The sequence below is a fragment of the Psychromarinibacter sediminicola genome (assembly GCF_029168335.1).
Lineage (GTDB): Bacteria > Pseudomonadota > Alphaproteobacteria > Rhodobacterales > Rhodobacteraceae > Psychromarinibacter > Psychromarinibacter sediminicola.
In genome coordinates, this window is the sequence record NZ_JARGYC010000019.1 from 50,495 (window position 1) to 73,196 (window position 22,702).

General features: G+C 70.1%; 27 protein-coding genes and 2 pseudogenes. 8 read left to right on the forward strand and 21 right to left on the reverse strand.

The window, feature by feature from the left end; all coding sequences use genetic code 11:
• The 4 genes from P1J78_RS09285 to P1J78_RS09300 are packed head-to-tail and all read left to right on the forward strand — an operon-like array spanning position 1 to position 3,301.
• Complete coding sequence (locus P1J78_RS09285) at positions 1-1,407, forward strand: pyruvate dehydrogenase complex E1 component subunit beta (RefSeq protein WP_275567066.1); 1,407 nt, start codon at positions 1-3, stop codon at positions 1,405-1,407.
• 10 nt (positions 1,408-1,417) lie between these two features.
• The gene (locus P1J78_RS09290; protein WP_275567067.1) at positions 1,418-1,672 is read left to right on the forward strand and encodes a hypothetical protein; all 255 of its coding nucleotides are present in this window, start codon (positions 1,418-1,420) and stop codon (positions 1,670-1,672) included.
• Positions 1,669-1,929 carry a hypothetical protein gene (locus P1J78_RS09295; protein WP_275567068.1) on the forward strand — a complete coding sequence of 87 codons (261 nt, stop codon included), beginning with the start codon at positions 1,669-1,671 and terminating at the stop codon, positions 1,927-1,929. Before P1J78_RS09290 ends, P1J78_RS09295 begins: the two co-directional genes overlap by 4 nt.
• 4 nt (positions 1,930-1,933) lie before the next feature.
• Positions 1,934-3,301, forward strand: a complete 1,368-nt coding sequence (locus P1J78_RS09300) for a pyruvate dehydrogenase complex dihydrolipoamide acetyltransferase (RefSeq protein ID WP_275567069.1) — start codon at positions 1,934-1,936, stop codon at positions 3,299-3,301.
• A gap of 348 nt (positions 3,302-3,649) precedes the next feature.
• Here P1J78_RS09300 and cysE read toward each other — a convergent pair whose 3' ends face one another.
• A complete protein-coding gene (cysE, locus tag P1J78_RS09305) occupies positions 3,650-4,459 on the reverse strand; it encodes a serine O-acetyltransferase (RefSeq protein ID WP_275567070.1) in 810 nt (269 codons plus the stop codon).
• An 85-nt stretch (positions 4,460-4,544) separates the two neighbouring features.
• On the opposite strand from cysE, the gene P1J78_RS09310 reads away from it, so the two are divergent.
• Positions 4,545-4,883 carry a TraR/DksA family transcriptional regulator gene (locus P1J78_RS09310; RefSeq protein WP_275567071.1) on the forward strand — a complete coding sequence of 113 codons (339 nt, stop codon included), beginning with the start codon at positions 4,545-4,547 and terminating at the stop codon, positions 4,881-4,883.
• A gap of 69 nt (positions 4,884-4,952) precedes the next feature.
• Positions 4,953-5,882: an L-lactate dehydrogenase gene (locus P1J78_RS09315; protein ID WP_275567072.1), complete on the forward strand. Its 930-nt coding sequence runs from the start codon at positions 4,953-4,955 to the stop codon at positions 5,880-5,882.
• A 5-nt stretch (positions 5,883-5,887) separates the two neighbouring features.
• On the opposite strand, the gene P1J78_RS09320 is transcribed toward P1J78_RS09315, so the two are convergent.
• The 20 genes and pseudogenes from P1J78_RS09320 to P1J78_RS09415 form a co-directional block, all read right to left on the reverse strand.
• The gene (locus P1J78_RS09320) at positions 5,888-6,181 is read right to left on the reverse strand and encodes a DUF7742 family protein (RefSeq protein ID WP_275567073.1); all 294 of its coding nucleotides are present in this window, start codon (positions 6,179-6,181) and stop codon (positions 5,888-5,890) included.
• 3 nt (positions 6,182-6,184) lie between these two features.
• On the reverse strand, positions 6,185-6,895 hold the full coding sequence (locus P1J78_RS09325; protein ID WP_275567074.1) for a DUF2793 domain-containing protein: 711 nt from the start codon (positions 6,893-6,895) through the stop codon (positions 6,185-6,187).
• Positions 6,888-8,672, reverse strand: coding sequence for a phage tail protein (locus tag P1J78_RS09330; protein WP_275567075.1), 1,785 nt, complete (start codon positions 8,670-8,672; stop codon positions 6,888-6,890). Before P1J78_RS09330 ends, P1J78_RS09325 begins: the two co-directional genes overlap by 8 nt.
• A pseudogene (locus tag P1J78_RS09335) lies at positions 8,623-8,724 on the reverse strand (peptidase); the annotation flags it as partial. The pseudogene P1J78_RS09335 and the gene P1J78_RS09330, both read right to left, overlap by 50 nt.
• The gene (locus P1J78_RS09340) at positions 8,721-9,608 is read right to left on the reverse strand and encodes a phage/gene transfer agent baseplate hub protein (protein ID WP_275567076.1); all 888 of its coding nucleotides are present in this window, start codon (positions 9,606-9,608) and stop codon (positions 8,721-8,723) included. The pseudogene P1J78_RS09335 and the gene P1J78_RS09340, both read right to left, overlap by 4 nt.
• The gene (locus P1J78_RS09345) at positions 9,608-10,240 is read right to left on the reverse strand and encodes a DUF2460 domain-containing protein (RefSeq protein ID WP_275567092.1); all 633 of its coding nucleotides are present in this window, start codon (positions 10,238-10,240) and stop codon (positions 9,608-9,610) included. Before P1J78_RS09345 ends, P1J78_RS09340 begins: the two co-directional genes overlap by 1 nt.
• Positions 10,241-10,250: 10 nt before the next feature.
• Positions 10,251-10,904 (reverse strand): RcGTA-type gene transfer agent tail tape measure protein, encoded by a 654-nt coding sequence (locus P1J78_RS09350; protein WP_275567077.1) that lies wholly within the window; start codon positions 10,902-10,904, stop codon positions 10,251-10,253.
• Positions 10,891-11,112, reverse strand: a complete 222-nt coding sequence (locus P1J78_RS09355; RefSeq protein ID WP_275567078.1) for a rcc01693 family protein — start codon at positions 11,110-11,112, stop codon at positions 10,891-10,893. The genes P1J78_RS09350 and P1J78_RS09355 overlap by 14 nt, the downstream gene beginning before the upstream one ends.
• Before the next feature lie 40 nt (positions 11,113-11,152).
• Positions 11,153-11,350 (reverse strand): annotated as a pseudogene (locus tag P1J78_RS09360) (gene transfer agent family protein); the annotation flags it as partial.
• Positions 11,351-11,353: 3 nt separating this feature from the next.
• A complete protein-coding gene (locus P1J78_RS09365) occupies positions 11,354-11,767 on the reverse strand; it encodes a phage major tail protein, TP901-1 family (RefSeq protein WP_275567079.1) in 414 nt (137 codons plus the stop codon).
• A 26-nt stretch (positions 11,768-11,793) separates the two neighbouring features.
• Complete coding sequence (locus tag P1J78_RS09370) at positions 11,794-12,204, reverse strand: DUF3168 domain-containing protein (protein WP_275567080.1); 411 nt, start codon at positions 12,202-12,204, stop codon at positions 11,794-11,796.
• Positions 12,201-12,545: a head-tail adaptor protein gene (locus P1J78_RS09375; RefSeq protein ID WP_275567081.1), complete on the reverse strand. Its 345-nt coding sequence runs from the start codon at positions 12,543-12,545 to the stop codon at positions 12,201-12,203. Before P1J78_RS09375 ends, P1J78_RS09370 begins: the two co-directional genes overlap by 4 nt.
• A complete protein-coding gene (locus P1J78_RS09380) occupies positions 12,542-13,141 on the reverse strand; it encodes a head-tail connector protein (protein ID WP_275567082.1) in 600 nt (199 codons plus the stop codon). The genes P1J78_RS09375 and P1J78_RS09380 overlap by 4 nt, the downstream gene beginning before the upstream one ends.
• Positions 13,142-13,302: 161 nt before the next feature.
• A complete protein-coding gene (locus P1J78_RS09385) occupies positions 13,303-14,490 on the reverse strand; it encodes a phage major capsid protein (protein WP_275567083.1) in 1,188 nt (395 codons plus the stop codon).
• Positions 14,491-14,527: 37 nt separating this feature from the next.
• Positions 14,528-15,106 (reverse strand): HK97 family phage prohead protease, encoded by a 579-nt coding sequence (locus P1J78_RS09390; protein ID WP_275567084.1) that lies wholly within the window; start codon positions 15,104-15,106, stop codon positions 14,528-14,530.
• A 134-nt stretch (positions 15,107-15,240) separates the two neighbouring features.
• Entirely contained in the window at positions 15,241-16,413 is a 1,173-nt protein-coding gene (locus P1J78_RS09395; RefSeq protein WP_275567085.1) for a phage portal protein, read from the reverse strand.
• A gap of 145 nt (positions 16,414-16,558) precedes the next feature.
• Positions 16,559-17,920 (reverse strand): DNA-packaging protein, encoded by a 1,362-nt coding sequence (locus P1J78_RS09400; RefSeq protein ID WP_275567086.1) that lies wholly within the window; start codon positions 17,918-17,920, stop codon positions 16,559-16,561.
• Complete coding sequence (locus P1J78_RS09405) at positions 17,859-18,182, reverse strand: hypothetical protein (RefSeq protein ID WP_275567087.1); 324 nt, start codon at positions 18,180-18,182, stop codon at positions 17,859-17,861. The genes P1J78_RS09400 and P1J78_RS09405 overlap by 62 nt, the downstream gene beginning before the upstream one ends.
• 232 nt (positions 18,183-18,414) lie before the next feature.
• Complete coding sequence (locus tag P1J78_RS09410; RefSeq protein ID WP_275567088.1) at positions 18,415-19,659, reverse strand: glycosyltransferase family protein; 1,245 nt, start codon at positions 19,657-19,659, stop codon at positions 18,415-18,417.
• Positions 19,660-19,672: 13 nt separating this feature from the next.
• On the reverse strand, positions 19,673-20,443 hold the full coding sequence (locus P1J78_RS09415) for an HAD-IIB family hydrolase (RefSeq protein WP_275567089.1): 771 nt from the start codon (positions 20,441-20,443) through the stop codon (positions 19,673-19,675).
• A 319-nt stretch (positions 20,444-20,762) separates the two neighbouring features.
• Between P1J78_RS09415 and P1J78_RS09420 the strand changes: the two genes are divergently transcribed.
• Both P1J78_RS09420 and P1J78_RS09425 read left to right on the forward strand, forming a co-directional pair.
• A complete protein-coding gene (locus tag P1J78_RS09420; protein ID WP_275567093.1) occupies positions 20,763-21,809 on the forward strand; it encodes a DUF475 domain-containing protein in 1,047 nt (348 codons plus the stop codon).
• Positions 21,810-22,005: 196 nt separating this feature from the next.
• Entirely contained in the window at positions 22,006-22,464 is a 459-nt protein-coding gene (locus P1J78_RS09425; RefSeq protein WP_275567090.1) for an NUDIX hydrolase, read from the forward strand.
• Positions 22,465-22,702: the final 238 nt, after the last annotated feature.

Consider the following 22,702-nt stretch of genomic DNA (forward strand, 5'->3'; position numbering starts at 1 on the left):
ATGGCAACCGAAATCCTGATGCCGGCGCTCAGCCCCACGATGGAAGAGGGCACGCTGGCGAAATGGCTGGTGAAGGAGGGCGACGAGGTGTCCTCCGGCGACATCCTGGCCGAGATCGAGACCGACAAGGCCACGATGGAGTTCGAGGCCGTCGAGGAAGGCGTGATCGGCAAGATCCTCGTCGCGGAAGGCACCGAGGGCGTCAAGGTCAACACCCCCATCGCGCTGATCGGCGAAGAGGGCGAGGACATGTCGGCGGCCGAGGCGTCGTCCGGCGGCGGCGAAGCGGCCGAGGAGGGCTCGGACGAGACCGACGAGGCCCCGGCCGACAGCGGCGGTCGGGCTTTGGCCGCCGCCTCGTCGACCATGCAGTCGCCGGTCAAGGTGAAGATCCCCGAGGAGACCGAGATCCCCTCGGGCACCGAGATGAAGTCGACCACCGTGCGCGAGGCGCTGCGCGACGCGATGGCCGAGGAGATGCGCCGCGACGAGAACGTCTTCGTCATGGGCGAGGAGGTCGCCGAGTACGAGGGCGCCTACAAGATCACCCAGGGCCTGCTCGACGAGTTCACCGCCAAGCGCGTCATCGACACCCCGATCACCGAGCACGGCTTCGCCGGCCTCGGCGTCGGCGCCGCCTTCGGCGGGCTGCGGCCCGTGGTCGAGTTCATGACCTGGAACTTCGCGATGCAGGCGATCGACCAGATCATCAACTCCGCCGCCAAGACGCTCTACATGGCCGGCGGCCAGATGGGCTGTCCGATGGTGTTCCGCGGCCCCAACGGCGCCGCCGCCCGCGTCGCCGCCCAGCACAGCCAGGACTACGCCGCCTGGTACGCGCAGATCCCCGGCCTCAAGGTGATCCAGCCCTACTCGGCCGCCGACGCCAAGGGCCTGCTGAAATCCGCGATCCGCGACCCCAACCCGGTGCTCTGCCTGGAAAACGAGATCCTCTACGGCAAGTCCTTCGACGTGCCGGTGATGGACGACTGGACCGTGCCGCTGGGCCGCGCCCGGATCTGGCGCGAGGGCGGTGACGTCACCATCGTCAGCTTCGGCATCGGGATGACCTACGCGCTGGAGGCGGCGGATGCGCTGGCCGAAGAGGGCATCGCGGCCGAGGTGGTCGACCTGCGCACCATCCGTCCGATGGACACCGACACGGTGATCAAGTCGGTGATGAAGACCAACCGCTGCGTCACGGTCGAGGAAGGCTGGCCGGTCTGCTCCATCGGCAACCACCTCTCGGCGGTACTGATGCAGGAGGCGTTCGACTATCTCGACGCGCCGGTCATCAACTGCACCGGCAAGGACGTGCCCATGCCCTATGCCGCGAACCTGGAGAAGCTGGCGCTGACCTCTACCAAGGAAGTCATCGACGCCGTCAAGGCCGTCACCTATCGCTGAAGGCATCATCATGGACGAAGACATCCGGTACGATTCGAGCCGCAGGGCCTGGATCATCTCGGGCGCCGACATCGATGAGGGCTACCGCCTCATCGTTCCCCGGGAACTGGCCGAGGACGAGCTGGGCGGGACGCCGGACGACGCCGAGTGCGCGGCCTGGCTGAAGGCCCACCTGCCTCAGATCCTGCAAGCCTATACCGCGCGCACCGAGGGTGGCTGGATGAAGGCGCCCTGGGACCGCGTGCTCGTGGACGTTGTCGAATGATGGAGATCCATGGAATAGATCTTCTGGCCGACGCCTACCGCGTCAGCCTCCCGGACGGGGACCGCACCATTCGCGGCCTCGTCCCGGAAAGCCTGGTGCAGGAATGGTCGGCCGAGGCCGGCCGGCCCGTGCACGAGGACGTCTACAAGTGGATCGCCCGGCACCGCCCCCAGATCGAGAAAGCCCTGAAGGCCCTGTCCCGGGGCGACACCAAGATACGCGCGCCGTACGACCGGCTGTCGCTCGTGGAGGAGTAAGACAATGCCCACTGAAATCCTGATGCCCGCGCTCTCTCCGACGATGGAGGAAGGCACGCTGGCGAAATGGCTGGTCAAGGAAGGCGACGAGGTGTCCTCGGGCGACCTCCTGGCCGAGATCGAGACCGACAAGGCGACGATGGAATTCGAGGCGGTGGACGAAGGCACCGTCGGCAAGATCCTGGTCTCCGAAGGCACCGAAGGCGTGAAGGTCAACACCCCCATCGCGGTGCTGCTGGACGAGGGCGAGTCCGCCGACGACATCGGCGAGGCCTCCTCCGGCCCGAAGGACGTGGACGAGGGCACCGGCGCCCAGCCCGCCGCCCCGGCCGACGGCCAGAAGCCGGCCGGCGGCTATGCCGGCGAGGAGCAGGTGGCCAAGGGCTCCGCCGATCCGAAGGACGTGACCCCGGCCCCCGCGGCCCCCACGGATTCCGACGGCAAGCGCGTCTTCGCCTCGCCGCTCGCGCGCCGCATCGCCAAGGACAAGGGGCTGGATCTCACGCAGATCAAGGGCTCCGGCCCCAAGGGCCGCATCGTCAAGGCGGATGTCGAGGCCGCCAAGCCCGCCGCCGCGCCGGCGAAAGAGGATAAGGCCGCCGCCCCCGAGAAGGCCGCGACGGCCGCCGTCGGCGCCGCCGGCCCGGGCTACGAGCAGGTCGTCAAGATGTACGAGGGCCGCGAGTTCGAGGAGGTCAAGCTCGACGGGATGCGCAAGACCGTCGCCAGCCGCCTGACCGAGGCCAAGCAGACCATCCCGCACTTCTACCTGCGCCGCGACATCTACCTGGACGACCTGCTGAAGTTCCGCAGCCAGCTGAACAAGCAGCTGGAGGCCAGGGGCGTGAAGCTGTCGGTCAACGACTTCATCATCAAGGCCTGCGCCAACGCGCTGCAAGAGGTGCCGGACGCCAACGCCGTCTGGGCCGGCGACCGGATCATCAAGCTGAAACCGTCCGACGTGGCCGTCGCGGTGGCCATCGAGGGCGGCCTCTTCACCCCGGTCCTGAAGGACGCGCACCAGAAGACGCTGTCGGTCCTGTCCGCCGAGATGAAGGACCTGGCCACCCGCGCCCGCGACCGCAAGCTGGCGCCGCACGAATACGTGGGCGGCTCCTTCGCGGTGTCGAACCTCGGCATGTACGGCATCGACAACTTCGACGCCGTCATCAACCCGCCGCACGGCGCGATCCTCGCGGTGGGCTCGGGCGTGAAGAAGCCGGTGGTGCAGGAGGATGGCGGCATCGGCGTGGCGACCGTGATGTCGGTGACGCTCTCGGTCGATCACCGGGTCATCGACGGCGCGCTCGGCGCCCAGCTCCTGCAGGCGATCAAGCAGAACCTGGAGAACCCGGTGGCGATGCTCGCCTGATCTCGCCTGGCCAAGAAAGAAAACGCCCGCGTCCCCTCCGGACGCGGGCGTTTCGTATTCCGGTCCGTTGAAGCGCTTGGCACGACGAGAGCGTGGCCGGCTGAGCCAAATGGCGACGCCTCATCTGCGGAACGCCGTGCAGCGCCGACCCGCTGGGGCGCGGTCGAACTTTGCTACATCGTCGAAATAGGCATGAACGTCCAACACCTGGCGCCGTTCTCGCCAGAAGCGCCGCCCCGGGGGGCGGGTCGGCGCTGCACGGCGTTCCGCCGTGCGGGGTAAGTGACCACGGCTCGCGGCCAACACCGTGCGGTCGTGCTTTCGACGCCCGCCGTCTGCAGACGAGGCTCACGAGTCCCCGTTCAGCAACTGATCCATCATCACCGACGGCTGGTCGCAGCCCGCCTCGCCCACGATCTTCGCGGGCACGCCGGCCACGGTCGATTTCGGCGGCACGTCCTTCAGCACCACGGAGCCCGCGGCAACCTTGCTGCAATGCCCCACGGTGATGTTGCCCAGCACCTCGGCCCCGGCGCCGATCAGCACGCCGCTCTCGATGGTCGGGTGGCGCTTCTGCTCTTCCTTGCCGGTGCCGCCCAGCGTCACCGAATGCAGCATCGACACGTTGTCGCCGACAACCGCCGTCTCGCCGATCACGATGGAATGGGCGTGGTCGATCATGATCCCCTGCCCCACGACGGCGGCCGGGTGGATATCCACGCCGAACACCTCGCTCACCCGCATCTGGATGAAATAGGCCAGGTCGTGCCGCCCCTGGTGCCACAGCCAGTGACCCACGCGATACGCCTGAACCGCCTGGAAGCCCTTGAAATACAACAGCGGCTGCACGAAGCGGTGGCAGGCCGGGTCACGCTCGTAGACCGCCACGATATCGGCCCGCGCCGCCTGGCCCAGCTTCGGCTCGGCGCTATAGGCCTCGTCGGCGATCTCGCGCAGGATCTGCTCCGACATCTCGCCCGAGGCGAGCTTCAGCGACACGCGATAGGCCAGCGTCCGCTCCAGCGTCGCATGGTGCAGGATCGAGGAGTGAACCAGCCCGCCCAGCAGCGGCTCGTCGATCACGGCCTGCTTGGCCTCGTCGCGAATCCGCGACCAGACAGGATCGACCTCGGCGATGTTCGTGCGCGTCTCTGCCATCGGACTACCCTCCGTTGCCGCGGGGTTCTACACCAGATAGGCTCGCCGAACCAAACGCAAAGACGTGATGCAGGATATCGCGGCGATGAATGAGACGCAGATCGCACGCTTCCGCGCCCGCCTCCTGGCCGAGCTGCAGGATCTCGAAAGCCGGGACGACGCTGGTCAGGAAGGCCAGAAGACCGTGACGCTCGACCAGCAGTCGGTCGGCCGCCTGTCGCGCATGGACGCCCTGCAGCAGCAGGCCATGTCCAAGGCCACCGCCGCCCGGCGCGAGCAGATGCGCCACCGCATCGCCGCCGCGCTCGCCCGGATGGACGAGGACGAATTCGGCTACTGCACCGAATGCGGCGATGAAATTCCGCTCAAGCGCCTGGAACTCGACCCGACCGTGCCCACCTGCGTCTCCTGCGCCTCCGGCTGACGTATCGGGCTGTTCCGAATCCCGGCGCCCGTGCCAAGGTGACCGCGACAGCGATCAACGGAGCGACCCATGAAAATAGGAATCGTCGGCGCCGGCATGGTCGGCTCGGCCGCCGGCTACGCGCTCGCCCTGCGCGGCGGCGCCAGCGAGGTGGTCCTGGTGGACCTCGACGCCGACTACGCCCGCGCCCAGGCCGAGGATATCTCCCACGCCGTCCCCTTCGCCCATCCCTGCCGCGTGCGCGCCGGGGAGTACGGCGATCTTGAGGGCGCCGGCGCGGTGATCCTCGCGGCCGGCGTCGCCCAGCAGCCCGGCGAAAGCCGCCTGAGCCTGCTGTCCCGCAACGCCGAGGTCTTCGCCAAGGTGATCGCGGGCGTGCAGGGCGCCGCCCCCGACGCGCTCCTGCTCGTGGCGACCAACCCCGTCGACATCATGACCGAGGTGGCGCTCAAGGCCTCCGGCCTGCCGCCCGAGCGGGTCATCGGCTCCGGCACGATCCTCGACACCGCCCGCTACCGCAGCCTGCTGGCCACCCATCTCGGCATCGCGGCCCAGTCGGTCCACGCCTATGTCCTCGGCGAGCACGGCGATTCCGAGGTTCTCGCCTGGTCCGCCGCCCGCGCCGGCACCCAGCCCATCGCCGATTTCGCCGCCCAGGTGGGCGCGCCGATCACCGACGATGTCCGCGCCCGCATCGACGACGGCGTCCGCCGCGCCGCCTACCGCATCATCGAGGGCAAGGGCGCCACCTGGTACGGCATCGGCGCCGGCCTCGCCCGCATCGTGCAGGCGCTGCGCGACGACCAGCGCACCGTGCTCACCGTCTCCGCCGTCACGCCCAAGGTCGGCGAGACGCGCGACGTGGCGCTCAGCCTGCCGCGCGTGGTGGGCAGCGCCGGGATCGTGGCCACGCTGATGCCCGACCTCGCCGACGACGAAACCGCGGCGCTGCGCTCCTCCGCCGCGATCCTCAAGGAGACCTCCGCGCAGCTCGTCTGACCCGGTCAGCCGGGGACAGACACCGCCTCCCCGGCCACCGCCTCCAGCACCATCGACAGGCACTTGCAGTACTCCGGGTCGCTCAGCCGCGGCTCCGGCGGCGGATCCTCGGTCAGCGCCACCGCCATCAGGCTCCCGTCGCCCCAGTAGGGATGCGCCCGCCGATACCGCCGCCGGAACCGGTCCGCCCAGCCCGCCGCCCGGATCAGCCGGTCCAGCCGCCCGGCCCGCGCGCCCGCGGGCAGCGCGACCAGCACCCGCGCCGCCGCCACGACATCTCCATGCATGACCGGCCGCATCGCCTACACCTCCGGCGGCGTGGCCGAGAAAAAATGCACCGCCACGCGCAGCTCGCCGCCGCTGAAATCGCCCCCGTTCGCGGTCAGCACCAACGGCGCGTCGCTGTAATAGGTCACCGGCTGCCCGGTGATCCCCGACACCCACGACCCCTGCGCCAGCCCCAGCCCGCTGCCGTACCGGTTCGTCGCCCCCGCGACGCCGAAGTCCCAGCCGCTCAGCGTCCCCGAAAACGCCGCCTTGATCCGCGCCGTCACCGCAAAGACCATCGCGTATTTCGGGATCACCACGCCGGTGGTCGAACTCGCGCCGGCGGAGACGACATGATCGAACTCCAGCACGGTCATCGCCGAGACCGCCCGGTTAACCGAGGCCGCCACGCCGTTCTCGGCCCAGCCCGCCCCGTCGAACAGCGCCGGCGCATGCCGGTCCGCGATCCAGCCGCGCCAGCCGGTCTGCGGCTGCACGAAGACCCAACCCCCGTTCGACCAGATCGCCACCTCGCCGGCATGCCCGTCCCAGGCGTTCACCCCGCCAAGCGGCACCCAATACGCCGCGCCATCCTCCGCCGCCACCGGCGGCGTCACCGTATCCACCGACTGCAGCGTCAGATGCGTCAGCCCGTCCAGCCGCACCAGCGCCTCGTTCACGGTGACATGTTTCTGCGCCTGCGCCGGCTGCAAGAGCGGCAGCGCCAGTTGCATGGTCTCACTCATCGATCTCGATCCTCCTGTAAGGTCCCGGCCCGAACTGGACCGACACTTGCGCCACCTCGATGGCATAGGCCCCGGCCACGCCATCCGCCGCCCGCTGGCCCGCGCCGTAGGTAAAGGACGGCTGGCTCACCACCGTCTCCGCCACCACGGCGCCGCCCTGCATCACCCGCACGGCATAGCTCTCGCTCTCCTCGCCCAGGGGCACCTCCGCCCCCTGCCAGCTGTCCCCGTCGATCCGCGTCCGCCGCACCCAGCTCAGGTGATCGTCCCCGGCCGCATCGCGCAGCCAGGCCAGATGCACCGGCGCATAGGGTCGCAGCCCCACGCCGTCGAACGCCTCCACCAGATGCGTGTAGGACGGATCGTCATAGCCCCGCTGCGCCGGCCCGATCCGGTAATGCCGCGCCAGCCCCCGGTTCGACAGCGCCAGGTCGATCTGCGCCGGCGTCCCGTCGAGCAGCACGACGACGCTCCCCGCCGGCCAGACTTCCGGCATGATCCCGTCCGTCCCCGCCTGCCCGCGCAGCCGGCCGGTGATCTCCCAGGTCCGTTCGCCGACCATCTGCGCGCCGGTGAACTGGAACACCTCCCAGTTGCCCGGGGAGCCGTCGCCGATCGCCGCCGCGTTGGCGCCGCCCAGCACCTCCGTCAGGCTCGCCGACGCCAACTCCCCCGACACCAGCCGCACCCGCAGCGGCGCCCCCCGGTCCAGAACCCCGGGCGCCGCCCTCTGCAACGCGGTCTTCGTCTCGCCCACGACCGCCGCGGCCCCCAGCAGCGTGTTCAGCCCATAGCCCTCGTCCGCCGCCGAGTCGTAGACCGCCACCGAGCCGGGCCACGGCCGCGCCGTCGCCGCCACATGCGGCGCATGCGGCACCTCGTCCCCGCGCAGAAGCGGCAGGTCCAGAAACAGCGGATAGACCGGCACCGGCGCCACGAAGGGCCGCGGCCGGGCCGCGACCTCCACCGCGTCCGACGGCACGTAGAGCTCGGGTTCCACGCGCACCGCCTCCAGCATCTGGAACTCGGCCATCTCCACCCTGTCGATCCGGAAATCGGCCGCGCCGCCGGTCTCGTCCGGCAGCCGCACCACGTCGCCCGCGCCCAGACCCAACCGCGACGGTGGCAGCGAGAACTTCGCCGTGTCCCGCGCCACCCGCGCCTCGGCCAGCCAGCGCTCCGCGATCCCGCGCGCCTCGCCGCGCGTCAGCACCAGCGGCAGCTCCGACGCCGCGACCGACCGCGTCGCCTCGTCGGGAAAAATCGCCTCCTCGGCCCCGGTCTCGTAATCGGCGCCGGCCTCGATGAAGCTCAGCCGCACGCGCCCCGCCATCTCGGCCTCCGGTGCCCGCACCATCACGAGATCCGCCTCCGCCTCGTCCGACACGGCCAGCCGGTCAGGTTCAACGTCGCCGTCCAACCGCCCGTTCCGGCTCTGAAATCTCAGAACGCCGTCGCGCTCCACCGCGTCGAAGGCATAGGCCAGCATCAGGGGCTGCAACTCCGCCCGCCCGGTCCCGGCATCGCCCGCCGCATACCCGCGCAACAGCCCGTAAAGCCGCGAGACATCGTATTCCGCCACCCCGCTCTCCAGGCAGACCTCCGCGGCCACCCCGGCCAGCGACCGCGCCGAGGCCCGCCCGTTCAGCCAGTGCCCCCGCGCATAGTTCCCGCCATCGCTCCACACCTCGTCGCGCGCCGGGAAATACGGGTACGGCCGCGCATCCCAGCCCCAGACAGTCGGCGCCCGCGCCGCGCACCGACGCCTGATGCACATAGGGCGTCCCGATCCAGGCCCGCGCCTCTTCCAGCACCGCCGCCCCGCTCATCCCTCCCGGCTCCCGCCGCTGTTCGACGCGCCCGAGACCGGATAGCTCATCAGCCAGTCTTCACCCGGCACATGAGGAAAGCCCCGGAAGTTCAGGAAATTGCCGAACTTCAGCCGGCAGGTCTCGGCCCGCTTGTCGCAGCCCGCCTCGATCCGCAGCATGTCGCCCGGCGCCACCGGCGCCTCCAGCGCGGCCCAGGTCTCGATCTCGCGGCCGTCCCCGGTCAGCCGGTCGTTCTTGACCACCGCGACCAGCCCGGCCGCCGCACCGCTCAGCACGCGCAGCGCGCCCTTCTCGAACCACCGGTCGTCGAACCCGTCGAGCGCGGCGAAGCGAAAGACCTTGCGGTCCTGCACCTGCTCCGCCGCCACCTCGGCCGCATAGCCCGGCTGATCCAGGTCGACGCCGCAGGCGGCATCGCCCAGCACCGCCGAACACGGGCTCTGGTACACCCGCCCCAGCGGCTGGTTCAGCCCCTCGGCCAGGCTCCGCAGCTCCGCCCGGAACGCCCCGCCGCCGCGCGTGACCTCGCCCAGCGTGCCGCGGAACAGCACCACGCGCTGCGCCACATCGCGCCAGTTCACCAGCCACGCCGTCACCACGGCCCCGTCGAACCGCCCGGCCACGATATCCGCTTCGGTCACCGCCTCGGCGCTCAGCACGCCGACGGCCTCGGAGTTGTCCACCGACAGCCCGGTCCCCGCCTGGATCGCCGCCGCCGACAGGCCGCTGTCCGGCGCGAAACTCAGGCCCCCGAAGGCCAGCCCCGCGTCATGATCGGTGAACCCGAACACCGCACCATCCGCCCGCGCCACCGACCAGCAGCGGCAGACGGTCGTCGCACCGCGCGCCAGATGCGCCTGCAAGTCCTCGCCGAGCGCCATCACACCCGCACCTCCACGATCGGCACGCTGGGCACGTCGCCCGCCTTGAAGCTCGCCACCGACACCTGGATGCGGTCCGTGTCGAACCGCACCGGCACGTCGAACTCGAACCCGGCATAGACGATGGCGTCCTGCTCCGGCGCCTCGAAGAACCGCACGACGCCGGTGTCGACATCCAGCGCGTAATCCACCGTCTCGGTCAGCGGCAGGCGCTGCACGCCCACCCGCACGGTCCCGGCCACCGGCTTTTTGATCGGCCGCAGATAGGCATGCCCGCCCGAGGCATACCGCTTGCTCAGCTGGAACTCGGTCGTCACGCCGTCGCCCACCCCGATCTCCTGGTCCTCGAAGCCCGGCTCGGCACTCGCCGCACAGGACTTGAAGTCCGACCAGTCCTTCCAGCGAAAGGCGTAAAGCTGCCCCTGCCGCGCCTCGAAGAAGGCGATCAGCGTCTCGACGTCATCCAGCGACCGCATCGCCACCCCGGCGTCGTAGCGCCGCAGCGCATGCGCCCAGGGCGAGTTGCGCTCCTCGTACCCGTTCGCCAACGTCACGATCTCCGTGCGCCGCTCGGGCCCACCCACCGAGCCGAAGCTCAGGCTGGCCGGGAACCGTACCTCGTGAAACTCCATCGACATCACCTCACCTGTTACGCTGCCCGCGGGCGAGCGCGCGGCCCACCTGCGCGGCGACCTGGCTTTGGCTGCGGCGGAAGCTCTCCGCATCGGGCGTCTGGATGTTCATCACCACCTGGATCGGACGTCCCCCGCCATCCGATCGAACACCCAGACGCCCGTCGGCGCCGCGGGACAGCGGCATGATCGCCTCCGGCCCCGCTTCGCCCATCAGCCCCGTTCCTCCGCGCATCGGGAAGGTCACCGGCCCGCTCACGACGCCCCCGGTCGCGAACGGCCGCACCTTGCCCTCGGTAAAGGCCGCCCCCTTCGCGAACGGGGTCACGCCCTGCACCAGCCCCTCGATCCCCTGCGCCAGGAGGCCCCCGAAATGGCCCGTCACGGGCCGCATCGCCGCGTTATACGCGGCATCCACCATCGACTGCGCCACGCCGCGCAGCGCATCCGACAGCTTCATCCCGTCGAAGATCAGCCCGTCGAAGGCCCGCCGCAGCCCGCGGCTGATACCGCCCGACAGCACCCGCACCTCGCGGCCGGTCTCCGAGATGGTCGAGCGCATGCCCCGCAGCTCGCCATCGAAGGCCGCCGCCACCGCGGCCGCCCCTCCCAGCGAGGTCTCCAGCGCCTCGACCTGCTCGTCCAGCGCGTCAATCTCGTCCATCCGATCCTCCAATCTCCGCCGGACCGGCCTGGTCCGGAAACGCCGCGGCCAGCTCCTCCAGCCGCCCGCGCGTGAGCGGCGCCGCGCCCTCGCCGCCGCCCAGCAGCAGCACGAGCTCCGCTGGCGTCAGCGCCCAGAATTCCCGCGGTTTCAGCCCCAGCCCGCGCAACCCGGCCCGCATCAGCAAGGGCCAGTCGAAGCCGCTCAACCCAGCTTCCCGGGCACCGCGAAGGCGCGCGACAGCAGCTGCCGCGCAGCCCCGCCACGATCAGCGCCAGCACGTCGCGGGTCGAGAACCGGCCCTCCTCGAACCGCTCGATCATCGCCACCAGCGTGTCGTCCTGCAAAGACGCCTCCAGCTCCGCCAGAGCCCCCAGCGTCAGCTTCATCTCGCGGCGCGCGCCGTCCACGACCAGCGCCACCTCGCCTGCCCACGGGTTCGCCATGGCTTACAGCGCCGTGAAGCTCAGCGCGCCGGCCGAGGCCATCGACAGCTCGTAGGTCGCCTCGCCGTCGTGGCTGCCGGCATATTCGATCGCGGTCACCTGGAACTTCCCCTCGACCACGCCGAAATCGGGGATGATCACCTGGAATTCCGGCACCTCGCCGTCGAAGAAGATCTGCCGCGCCCGCTCGTCCGTCGTCGCGTCGCGAAACACCCCCGAGCCCGAGATCGCGGCCGATTTCACGCCCGCGCCGCCGAGCAGCTCGCGCCAGCCGCCCTGGCTTTCCAGGCTGGTGACGTCCACGCTCTCGGCGTTGAACGATATCCGCGTGGCGCGCAGCCCCGCGATGGTCTCGAACTGACCGCCGCCGGTCATGTCGAGCTTGATGAGAAGGTCCTTGCCGTTCTGGGCACCCATATCCGTCACTCCGCGTTGTCGCTGTTTCAGTCGGCCTCGACGCGCGCCCGAAAGCGCAGGTCGATCTGCCGCTGCGTGCCATTCTCCGCCCGCCGCGCCCGCGCCTTCAGAAAGCCCAGCCGCACCAGCCGTCCCCGCGCCAGGGTCAGGCCCGCATCCACCAGCGCGTCGGAGACGGCCGCCGCCGCCGCCTTGGCCGCGTGAAAGCCCGCCGCGCCGCTCACCACGCTCACGGTAAAGTCGTGCCGCGCCCCGGCGCCGGTCGCGTCGCCCGCCGCGCGCACGTCCTCCGGCCCCAGCGCCACGTACAGCGCCGGCACCTCGCCCGCCGGCGCCGCGTCGAAGATCGCGTCGCCCACCAGCGCCGCCAGCGCCGCGTCGGCCTGCAGATGCTGATACACCGCCGCCTGCAGGGCAGAGGCCACACCGTAACTCATGACATCACCTCGTCCTCGCGGGCGAAGCACATCAGGTACCGCGCGCGCATGTCGTATTCGGTCACCGCCATCACCGCGAACCTGCGGTTCCCGTCGCGCAACCGCTGCCCCGCCACCGGCCGGCGCGGCGAGCCCACCGGAGCCCCCCGCACCGTGATCCGGTAGACCACCTTGGCCAGCGACAGCGCCCCGGCCTCGTCGGCGCGGCCCCGGCGCCCGTCGACCTCGGCCCACAGCTCGCCCAGCGGCGTCCAGACGGTCGTGTATCCGCCCGCCCCGTCCGGCGTGCGCACCGCCTCTTCCAGCACCAGCCTGCGGGACAGATCCGGCCGCCGCCTCATCGCGCGCCCTCCCCGAACAGCCGCACCGTCCGGTAGCGGTCGATCAGCAGCGACACGCCGAACGGCATCGGCACCTCGCCCGCCAGCACCGCCGAGCGGTTCTCGTAGTAGTGCGCGCCCAGCAGGAACACCGCCTGCCCCAGATCGGCCGGAATATCCGCCCAGCCCGGCCCGAACCCGGCCACGAAGGACACCTCCGCCTGGCCGTGCATCGGGATCAGCGGCAGATGCCGCCCCGTCGACACCAGCTTCGGCCGCTGGCTGTCCATCTGCAGCCGGTAGGTCTCCGGCGCCACGACCGTCTCCTGCCCGTGCCGGTCGACGATCTTCACCTCGGCGATCTCCGTCACCGGCGCCACCGGAAGCGCCTGCCGCCCCAGCTCGCGCCAGCCCGTCAGCGTCCAGCCGAAGGACCGCGCCAGCAGCACCTTGCCGGTCCGCGCCTCGATCGCGGCCAGCGACGACCGCAGATAGCCCTCCAGCACCGCGTCCTGCACGCCACCGTCGGAAAACCCGCTGCCCAGGCGCAAATGGTCCTTGAATTCCTCGACCGGCAGCGCCGCCGAGGGCACCGTGGTCTGCTCCACCAACATCATGGATTGTCTCCGAATTCGGGTCCGCCTGGTCCGGCGGCGTTCTACCTGGTCCGCACAGCGCGCCCCCCGTCAGGCGCGGGCCCGAGCGGCGGGCGCGCGCCGGGCGCGCCCTCGCCGGCCCCGCCGGGCACACCCCGGCGAGGCCCGTGTCGCCCGACGGATCAGGCGGCGAACTTCAAAAGCTTGATCGCCTTGAAGTCGCTGACATCGCCGCCCACGCGCTTAGTCGCGTAGAACAGGACATGCGGCTTGGCCGAGAACGGATCGCGCAGGATGCGCAGGTCGGGACGCTCGGCGATGGTGTAACCGGCCGCGAAGTCGCCGAAGGCGATCGACAGGCTGCCCACGCCGATATTCGGCATGTCCTCGGCGATCAGCACCGGATAGCCCATCAGCCGCGCCGGCTCGCCCGCGGCCAGCCCGTCCGACCACAGAAACCGCCCGTCGCCATCCTTCAGCTTGCGCACCGTGCCGGCGGTCTTCGAGTTCATCACGAACGTCGCGCCGGCGCGGTACTCCGCCCCCAGCGCATAGACCAGATCGACCAGCGCGTCGGCCGGGTTCACGCCGGCGAAATCGCCGTCGACGCCGGTCTTGATGCAGCCCAGCTCGCCCCAGGTCTCGCTGCCGCTGTCCGCCGTGGGATGGGTCAGGAAGCCGGTCGGCTTGTCGCTGCCGTCGCCGTTGACGAAGGCATTCGCCTCGGCCCGGATGAACTTCTCGGCGATCCGGCCCGACAGCCAGCCCTCGATGTCGAAGGCGCTGTCGTCCAGCAGCCGCTGCGACACCTTCGGCAGCGCCGACAGCTCGTGCAGCGGTATGGTGATCCGCTCGATCGCCGGCGTGCCGGTCTCGGCCGTGGCCGTCGTCTCGTCGGCCCAGCCGACGCCCGCATCGCTGGTGTCGATCAGCACGTCGTAAGAGGTCGCCTCCACGTTCACCACGCTGGCGATCCGGCGCAGCGAGGCGGTGTCGTTCAGCACGCCCTTGATCCGCTCCGAGGTCTGCGGATCGACCAGATAGCCGCCGTCGCCGGCCACCGCGGTCGACATCGCCTTGCCTTCCAGCTCCAGCCCGCGCAGGCCGTCGTCGTCGCCGTTGCGGACATAGGCCGCGAACGCCTTCTGGTGCGGCGCCTCCGCCTCGGCGGCGGCGGCAAGGGCCGGGCGCGCCCGGGTCAGGGATTTCCGATCAAGCATCATCAGTCGCTCTTCCTGTTTCTGAAATTTCGAGTTCATCTCCGCCTGGAACGTGCCCAGGTCCTTCACGAAGCCCGCCAGCGCGGTCTTCACCGCCTCCGCCGGCGACAGCCCGCCGGGCCCGTCCGGCCCTCTCTCGGTCTCGCTCATCCCGCCTCTCCTTCATGTTGGGAACAGCTTCGCTGGCTCACTCCCGCGCCAGCCCCTGCCGCGCCGCCTCCAGCGCCGCCGCCACGTCACGCAACAGGCCGTCCTCCTGCCCGCCGGGGGAATCAGTCCCGGCCTCCCCCTTGGCGCCGACCCGCGCGTCCGGAAGCATCGGGAAGGTCACCAGCGACACTTCCCAAAGCTCCAGCTCCTGCAGAAGCCGCCGGCCCTTGCCGTCCTTCTGCGCCTTCACCGTCCGATAGCCGATCGACAGCCCGTCGATGGCGCCGGCCGCCAGCAGCGCCGCCGCCTCGCGGCCCCGCGCCACCTCGGTCAGCACCCGGCCCGCCACGTAGAGGCCGCGCGCGTCCTCGCGCACCTCGTCCCACACGCCGATGGGCTGCGCCGGGTCGTGCTGCCACAGCATCTTCACCCGCCCGCACCGCGCCGCCATCGCCTCCAGCGACCGCGCATAGGCCCCCTGGCCCACCACGTCGCCGCCCTGGTCGGCCGCGCCGAACACAGAGGCATAGCCCTCGATCAGCACCCCGTCCGTCACGCTCAGCTCGTCGCCCAGCCGGCAGAACTTGTGCTCCAGCCCCGACGCCAGTCCATCCATCATCCGAACCCCTTTCTTGCCCGTACCGGGGCGCCCCCGGCAGCTTCATCTTGGCGAAAACACTCCGGGGGGCACCGCAGGCGCGGGGGCAGCGCCCCCTTCGCCGTCTCCCCCCCCCACGCCGCCGGAGCCGCTCACGCCGCCCCGTCCAGCGGCGGCAGCCCGAGAAGCGCCCGCTTCTCCGCCTCCGTCAGGAACTCCGCCTCCGCGACCCGCGTCCACTGCTGGTCGCGCTCCGCCGCCAGCGCCGGCAGCTGGTCCGGATCGGGCCTCAATTCCACCGCCGCGCCCGCGAACTCCCCCAGCCAATGCGCCAAGGCCGCCGTCACCTTCGCCACCAGGGGCAGCACCGTCAGCCGGTAGAACGCCCGGTGCGCCTCCTGGTAATTGGCGTAAGTCGCGTCGCCCGGAATGCCGATCAGCATCGGCGGCACCCCGAAGGCCTGCGCGATCTCGCGCGCCGCCGCCTCCTTGGTCTTCTGGAACTCCATGTCCGACGGCGAGAACCCCATCGGCTTCCAGTCCAGCCCGCCCTCCAGCAGCATCGGCCGCCCGGCATTCGCCGAACCCTGGTGATAGGCCTCCATCTCGTGCTGCAGCCGCTCGTACTGGTCGGGCGCCAGCGCGCCCTGCCCGTCCGCGCCCCGGTAGACGATCGCGCCCGAGGGCCGCGCGGCATTGTCCAGCAGCGCCTTCGACCAGCGCGAGGCCGCGTTATGCACGTCCACCGCCGTCGCCGCCGCCTGCATCGGCGAGAACCCGTAATGGTCGTCCTGCGGATGGAACGCCCGCACATGGCAGACCGGCGACACGCCCTCGCCCACCACGAAGCGGTGTGTCTTCGCCCCCACCGCGTATTCATAGGCCACCGGCCAGCCGTCGGCCCCCGGCACGACCGACATCCGGTCCGATCGCAGCACATGCAGCTCCACCGGCAGGTCCGTCTCGCCGCCCACGGCCTCGACGAAGCCGTTGCCGCTCAACAGCAGATGGGCATAGAGCGCCTCGAACAGCTCCGCCCGCCCCTGCGCCGGGTTCGGCCGCCCGATCAGCTCCAGCACCGGATGCGTCTCATAGCGCTGCCCCGCATCCTGGCAGACCAGCGGCACCGCCGCCGCCGCCTCCGCGATCAGCCGCACCGCGCGGAACCCCACCGGGTTCGCCGCGAAGCCCGTCCGCGTCAGGCTCCCGGTGTCCCGCGCGCTCCACGCCACCCGGCCGCCGCCCGGCCAGGCCATCACCCGCCCCGTCGCCGAAGCCTTGCGCTCCGGCGCCTCTTCGTCGCGCCGCTTCAGAAAGTCGAACATGCCAGCCCGCTCCTCTTCGTCTCGTGCCCCGGACAGACCTCTCCCGTCCGCCCAAGGGCGCCGCAAAGGTCGTTCTTCTGGTTCCAAATATCCCCGCCGGAGGCACCCGCCCGACCCACGGGCGCCGCGCTCCGGATGCCGGGCGCTACCCGCCCAACCCACGGATCCGCGGCCGCATATAGGTCGCAGCCGGCTCGATCATCAGCTCATGCAGCGCCCAGACCAGCGCGTCGGCCCGGTCCGGCGAGCCGCTGCCGCGATAGCCATGCGCCGTCATCCGGCACATCTGGTCCTCCAGCGCGGCCAGCCCGCCCAGGTGGCCGACCCGCCCCTGCTCGTAAAGCGCCGCGGCCGGCTCGGCCCGCGCGCCCTTGCGCCGCCCCGCCCGGACACCGCGATAGGACACCATCGGGTCGATGCTCCGCAGCACCGTCTCCACCATCTCGCCGCCCTGGTTCACCTCGGCCACGACCCGCTCCGCGCCCCAGCGCGCCGCGGCGTCCAGCGCCGCCTGCGCCCAGGCCGTGGGCGAGGCCGCGCTCACGCTCGCATCCTCCAGCACCACGGCCCGCCAGTCCTGCGGCGGCCCCTGCGTGACGGCGCCCGCGACCACGATGCCGCAATCGTCCGATTTCGCGTGCCCCGAAACCGCCGGGTCCACCGCCACGACCACGCGGTCCAGCTCCGGCGCCGCGTCGACCCGCACATCGTCCAGCATCTCCAGCGTCCACAGCGCGCCCTCGACATCCTCCAGCAGCTCGCCGTCCAGCTCCTGCCGCCCCTGATGCGTGCCGCCATAGCGCGCCGCCATCTCGGCCAGGAAGCTCTCGGCCAGGAACGCCCGGTTCGCCTCGGTCGGCGCATGGGTCGTCACCGTCGAGCCGACCTGCAGCAGCGTCTTCAGCACGCCCACATTGCGCGGCGTGGTGGTCACCACCTGCTGCGGCTGCGCCCCGAGCCGCAGCGCGAACTGCAGCATGTCCCAGGCCTCTTCCGCCCGTTTCCATTTCGCCAGCTCGTCGACCCAGGCCGCGTCGAATTGCGGCCCGCGCAGCGAGTCCGGGTCATGCGCCGAGAACGCCTGCGCCACCGCCCCGTTCGGCCAGACCAGCCGCCGCCGCGTCGCCTGCCATTCCGGCCGCCGGTCGGGCGGCGAGCAGGCCAGGATGCCGCTGTCGCCGAAGATCATCACCTCGCGGACCTGGTCCAGCGTCTCGCCGACCAGCGCCACGCGCCGCGCCCGGCCCTTGTCCAGCGGCAGCGCGCCTTCCACCTGCGCCCGCACCCATTCGGCCCCGGCGCGGGTCTTGCCCGCGCCGCGCCCGCCCAGGATCACCCAGCTGCGCCAGTCGCCCTCGGGCGGCAGCTGGTGCGGCAGCGCCCAGAACTCGAACAGGTAGGGCAGCGCCAAAAGCGTCCCCTCGCTCAGCTCGGCCAGGAATTCCTCAGCCGTCTCGGGCGGCGCGGAGGCAAGCCAGGCGGCGCCCGATTTCAGCGCGTGCGGCATCGAAGTCGATGGCGAAGTCATTGACAACACCGGATTTTCGTTTCTGCTGCTCGTAAACACGGTCTTTCTCCGCTAGCAATTGTTTCCGCGCCGCCGTCGCATGCGCCGCCACCTTCGGCACCTCCTGCAGCGCATCCAGCTCCTGCGCCTGGATCTTGCGCGTGACCTCCGCCACCGCGATCAGCGCCTCCAGAGACTGGTCCTCCGCGATCCCGACCGAGATGTCGGGCTCTTCAGCCTTCTCCGGCTTGATCAAAGTCATGATGAAATGGCCCCCTCATGCCATTGGCATGGGAGAAACGAAAAAGCGGCCCACGGGATGCGCCCCGGAGCCGCTGCCTCATTTCTTCCAGCTTGCCCTTGTTCTACACAAGACCGTCCGGAAGGTCACGAAGTTTATTGTTTACAAGGGGTTACGGGACCGTGCGTTAACCGCACCTTAACCATTCCACCGGCATCGGCCCGCCCCGGACCCCACACCGCGACGGCCCCCGCTACCCCGCCGGCTCGAACGGCAGCGGCGCGAACTCCGCCTCGTCGGCCGCCGCCGCCGCCTTCAACTCCGAGATCAGCCCGGGATCGGCGGCATGCACCCGGCTCCAGTTGGGAATGAACGGCGTCTCGTTGGGATTCTTCAGAAAAATCTCGCCCGCGCGGATGATGTTCTCGGCAAACAGCTCGATGGTCTGTTCCTCGACATGCCGGTCGGTGGTCAGCCCGTTCATCCGCGCGTCGTTGGCATAGACCTCCACCAGATCCAGCGCGCGGCGGTAATAGGTGGCCTTGAGCGTCCGGAAGATGTTCATGTCGAACACCGTCCCCTCGGCGGCCAGCTTGCGGAAGATCGCCTTGCAGATATCGGTCGACATCCGGTTCAGCCCGGCGGTCGCGTCGTCGGGACTGACCGTCTGGTGCTTGTGGTCGTACTCGTCCGCGATCTCGACCTGGCAGACGGCGTTGCGGCCCAGGTTGCGCCACGCCTCCGACAGCACCCCGATCTCCAGCCCCCAATCCGACGGGATCCGCAGATCCGGCAGCATGCCCGTGCGCAGCGCGAACTCGCCCGACAGCGGATAGCGGAAGGCCCGCAGGTAATCGATATAGTCGGTGTCGCCCACCACCCGCTTCAGCGCGATCAGCAGCGGCGAGACCAGAAGCCGCGACACCCGCCCGTTCAGCTTGCCGCCGCCGACGCGCGGATAGAAGCCCTTGGACAGCTGGTAGGAGAAGTTGGGGTTGGCCACCGGATAGACCAGCCGCGCCAGCATCTCGGCCTCGTAGGTGACGATATCGCAATCGTGGATCGCCATCACCGCGCTGTCGGCGCAGGCGATCAGATAGCCGATGCAGGACCACACGTTCTTGCCCTTGCCCGGCTCCAGCGGCGCAAGGCCGAGATCCTCCAGCTTGCCCCCCAGCGCCTTCATCCGGGGGCTGTCGTTCCAGATCACCACGTGGGTCTGCGGCAGGCGCGCAAAGTAGTCGCGGGCCATGCGGAACTGCCGCTCGTCGGCGCGGTCCAGCCCGATGATCACGCGATGCACGTAACGGACCTTTGACAGCTCGTCGAGAATGCCCGACAGCGCCGGCTGCTCCAGCTCGGAATAGAGCGACGGCAGGATCAGGCTGATCTTGCGGGTCTGGGCAAAGGTCTCCAGCTCATAGACCAGTTCCTCCACCGGCCGTGTGCGCAGGTTGTGGAACTGGGCGATGTTGCCGTTCTGGTGAAAATCCGCCATCTCCGCTGTCCCGTCAGCCGCCGATCTCTTCAAGTAACCCCAGCACGGCCGCGTTCCAACCCTCCGGCCCCGGCCGGTCGGTGCGGCGGATGCGCCCTGCGGGTTTTTCGGGCAGCGGCGGCACCGGCGGCGCGTGATCGTTGCGCACGACGACGGCGTAATCGGCCGCCGCCAGCATTTCGGCATCGTTCGGCGCGTCGCCGAGCGCGACGGTGGTCTCCGCCCCGAGCCGCGCCGCCACGGCCCGCATCGCGTCGGCCTTGGTCCGGCCGAGCGACAGGGTCAGGAACCGCCCGCCCGCGCGGGCGTGGATGCCCCTTTCGGCCAGAGCCGCCTCGAAGGCCGCGCGATCCGCCTCCGAACCGGCCCACAGGCCGGGTTCGGAATGGCACCGCCGGCGCGCCCGCGCCGCCTCCTCCCGCGACAGCCCGGTCAACTCCGCGACCTCGGCATCGCTCATGTCGCCGAAGCCCCGATACCGCGCCCGGGGCCCCGGCGGCACAGCGTCGAGCGCGGCGCGGATACGGGCGTACTCGGCCGCATCGCCCCCCTCCGGCGCGGCCGGCTCCAGCAGCCCGGCGCCGTTCTCGACGATGGCGGGCGCGGCGCCCAGGCCCAGCTCGGCATGAAGCGGCGCGATCTCGGCCGCGGTCTTGGAACTGGCCAGAACCAGCGGGATTCGGCGCCGCCGCAATTCCGCCAGCGCCGGGGCGGCGGCGGCATGGGAATAGGTGGCGTGGTCCAGAAGAGTGCCATCGAGATCGGTGAAGACGACAAGTTGCACGCCGGCGGCTCCGCTCCGGTATCGAATGCCCGACGCCTCGTTAGCGCCGAACGCCCGCCAGGGGAACAACCATCGCGCCCCAAGGCCCGGCAAAACGCGCACGGTTGAAATCGGCGCCGAACAGAGCGATAGTCCGCGCATTCGCGGCGCCGCGCGCCCGCGGATCGCAGTCGGTGACCGGGCCCCTCTGGCGAAAGTGGCGGCGCTTTCGTGATGTCGGCACCGCGATGCTTTCCAGCCGCCTGGACCCAAATTCGACATGACAAAGGACCACACGCTCGAGTCGGGGGCGGGACGCGGACGGTCGCGGACCGGCCAGATGTTCTATTACTTCAGCTGGGCATTCGCCTTCACGGCCGCGGGGCTGGCCCTCGGCGCCCTGCTCGGCTGGCGCACCACCGGCACCCTCGGGGGCACGCTGGAGATCTTCTTCATCTGCGCGGTGCTCGCCGTGCTGGAGATCTCGCTGTCCTTCGACAACGCCATCGTAAACGCCAACAAGCTCAAGGACATGACGCCGAAATGGCAGCGGCGATTCCTGACCTGGGGCATCCTGATCGCCGTGTTCGGCATGCGGATCATCTTTCCGCTGCTGATCGTGGTGATCGCGGCCAAGATCGGCCCGTGGCAGGCCGTGATGCTCGCCGCCACCGATCCCGACGAATACGCCCATATCATGCACGAGGCGCATCTGCCGATCGCGGCCTTCGGCGGCACCTTCCTGATGATGGTCGGCCTGAGCTTCTTCTTCGACCACGAAAAGGACGTCCACTGGGTGCGCTGGCTGGAGGGGCGGATGGCGAAATACGCCACGATCCGCTCGATCGAGGTGATGCTGGTGCTGGTGCTGATCCTGGTGTTCAGCCGCGTGCAGGATCCGGCGATGCAGCAGCTGTTCTTCAGCTCGGCGATCTGGGGGCTGGTGACCTTCCTCGCGGTCGAGGTGCTGGGCGGCATCCTCGACAGCTCGCAGGAGGCGCTGGAGGGCGCGGCCAAGGGCGGCCTCGGCGCGTTTCTCTACCTGGAGGTGCTGGACGCCTCGTTCAGCTTCGACGGCGTGATCGGCGCCTTCGCGCTGTCGCAGAACCTGTTCGTCATCGCCATCGGCCTCGGGATCGGCGCGATGTACGTGCGCTCGATGACCATCATGCTGGTCGAGAAGGGCACGCTCACGGAATACCGCTTCCTCGAACACGGCGCCTTCTACGCCATCGTGGCGCTGTCGGTCGTGATGTACGCGCAGACGCTCGTGCACATCCCCGAACTGATCACCGGCCTCGGCGGCGCGGCGCTGATCGGGCTGGCGCTATGGTCCTCGATCCGCTGGAACCGCGCCGAGCTGGCCGCGGAGTCGGCCGACAGCTGACCCCGCGTCACAACGCTTGGATCGCGCCCCGCGCCGGAGACGCTCCGGCGCGGGGCGCGGCGTTCCGGCCACTTGAAAAATGTTCGAATTAGTCTAGTTGTTGCTTTTGGTGTCAACCTGATTTCAAATGGCTGTGCGAGGCGGCCCGGACCGGGGCAAGGCCTTGCCAAAAAACAAAGACCTTTCGAGGCGCAGTATGACAGACTTGACGGATCAGATCGCGGCTTTGCCGGTTCATTTCGATGCCAAGGGGCGCGTGCGCGTGCTGATGGTCACCTCGCGGGACACGGGGCGCTGGGTGGTGCCCAAGGGCTGGACGATGGACGGCAAGAAGCCCTGGGCGGCGGCCGAGATCGAGGCGCTGGAAGAGGCCGGGGCCACCGGCTGCATCTCCAAGCAGGCGCTCGGCGTCTACCACTACGACAAGGTGCTGGACGACGGCGCGCTGCAGCCCTGCCGCGTCACGCTCTACCCGATGATCGTGCAGAAGCTGAAGCGCCGCTGGAAAGAGCGTCACCAGCGCAAGCGGCACTGGTTCTCTCCGAAATCCGCCGCCAAGCGCGTGAACGAACCGGAGCTGTCCGACCTGATCCTGCGGCTGGAGAACAAGCCGAAGAAGGAGCCGGTCCTCAAGGCGCTCCTGAAGGCGGCCTGAGACCACACTGCACGACACTGGGTTTTCCGTGGGACATTTCCACCTGCGTCGCGCGGCGGAACGCCGTGCAGCGCCGCCTTTCGGCGATTGCTCTGCAATCGCCTGTCGGCAGGGCATTTCGTTTCGAAATGCCCGAGAGACCCGCCCCCGGCGGGGCGGCGCTTCTGGCGAGGATCGTGCCAAGTGTCCGACATTCATGCTTATGTCTCCGACAGCGCAAAGTTCGACCGCGACCCGG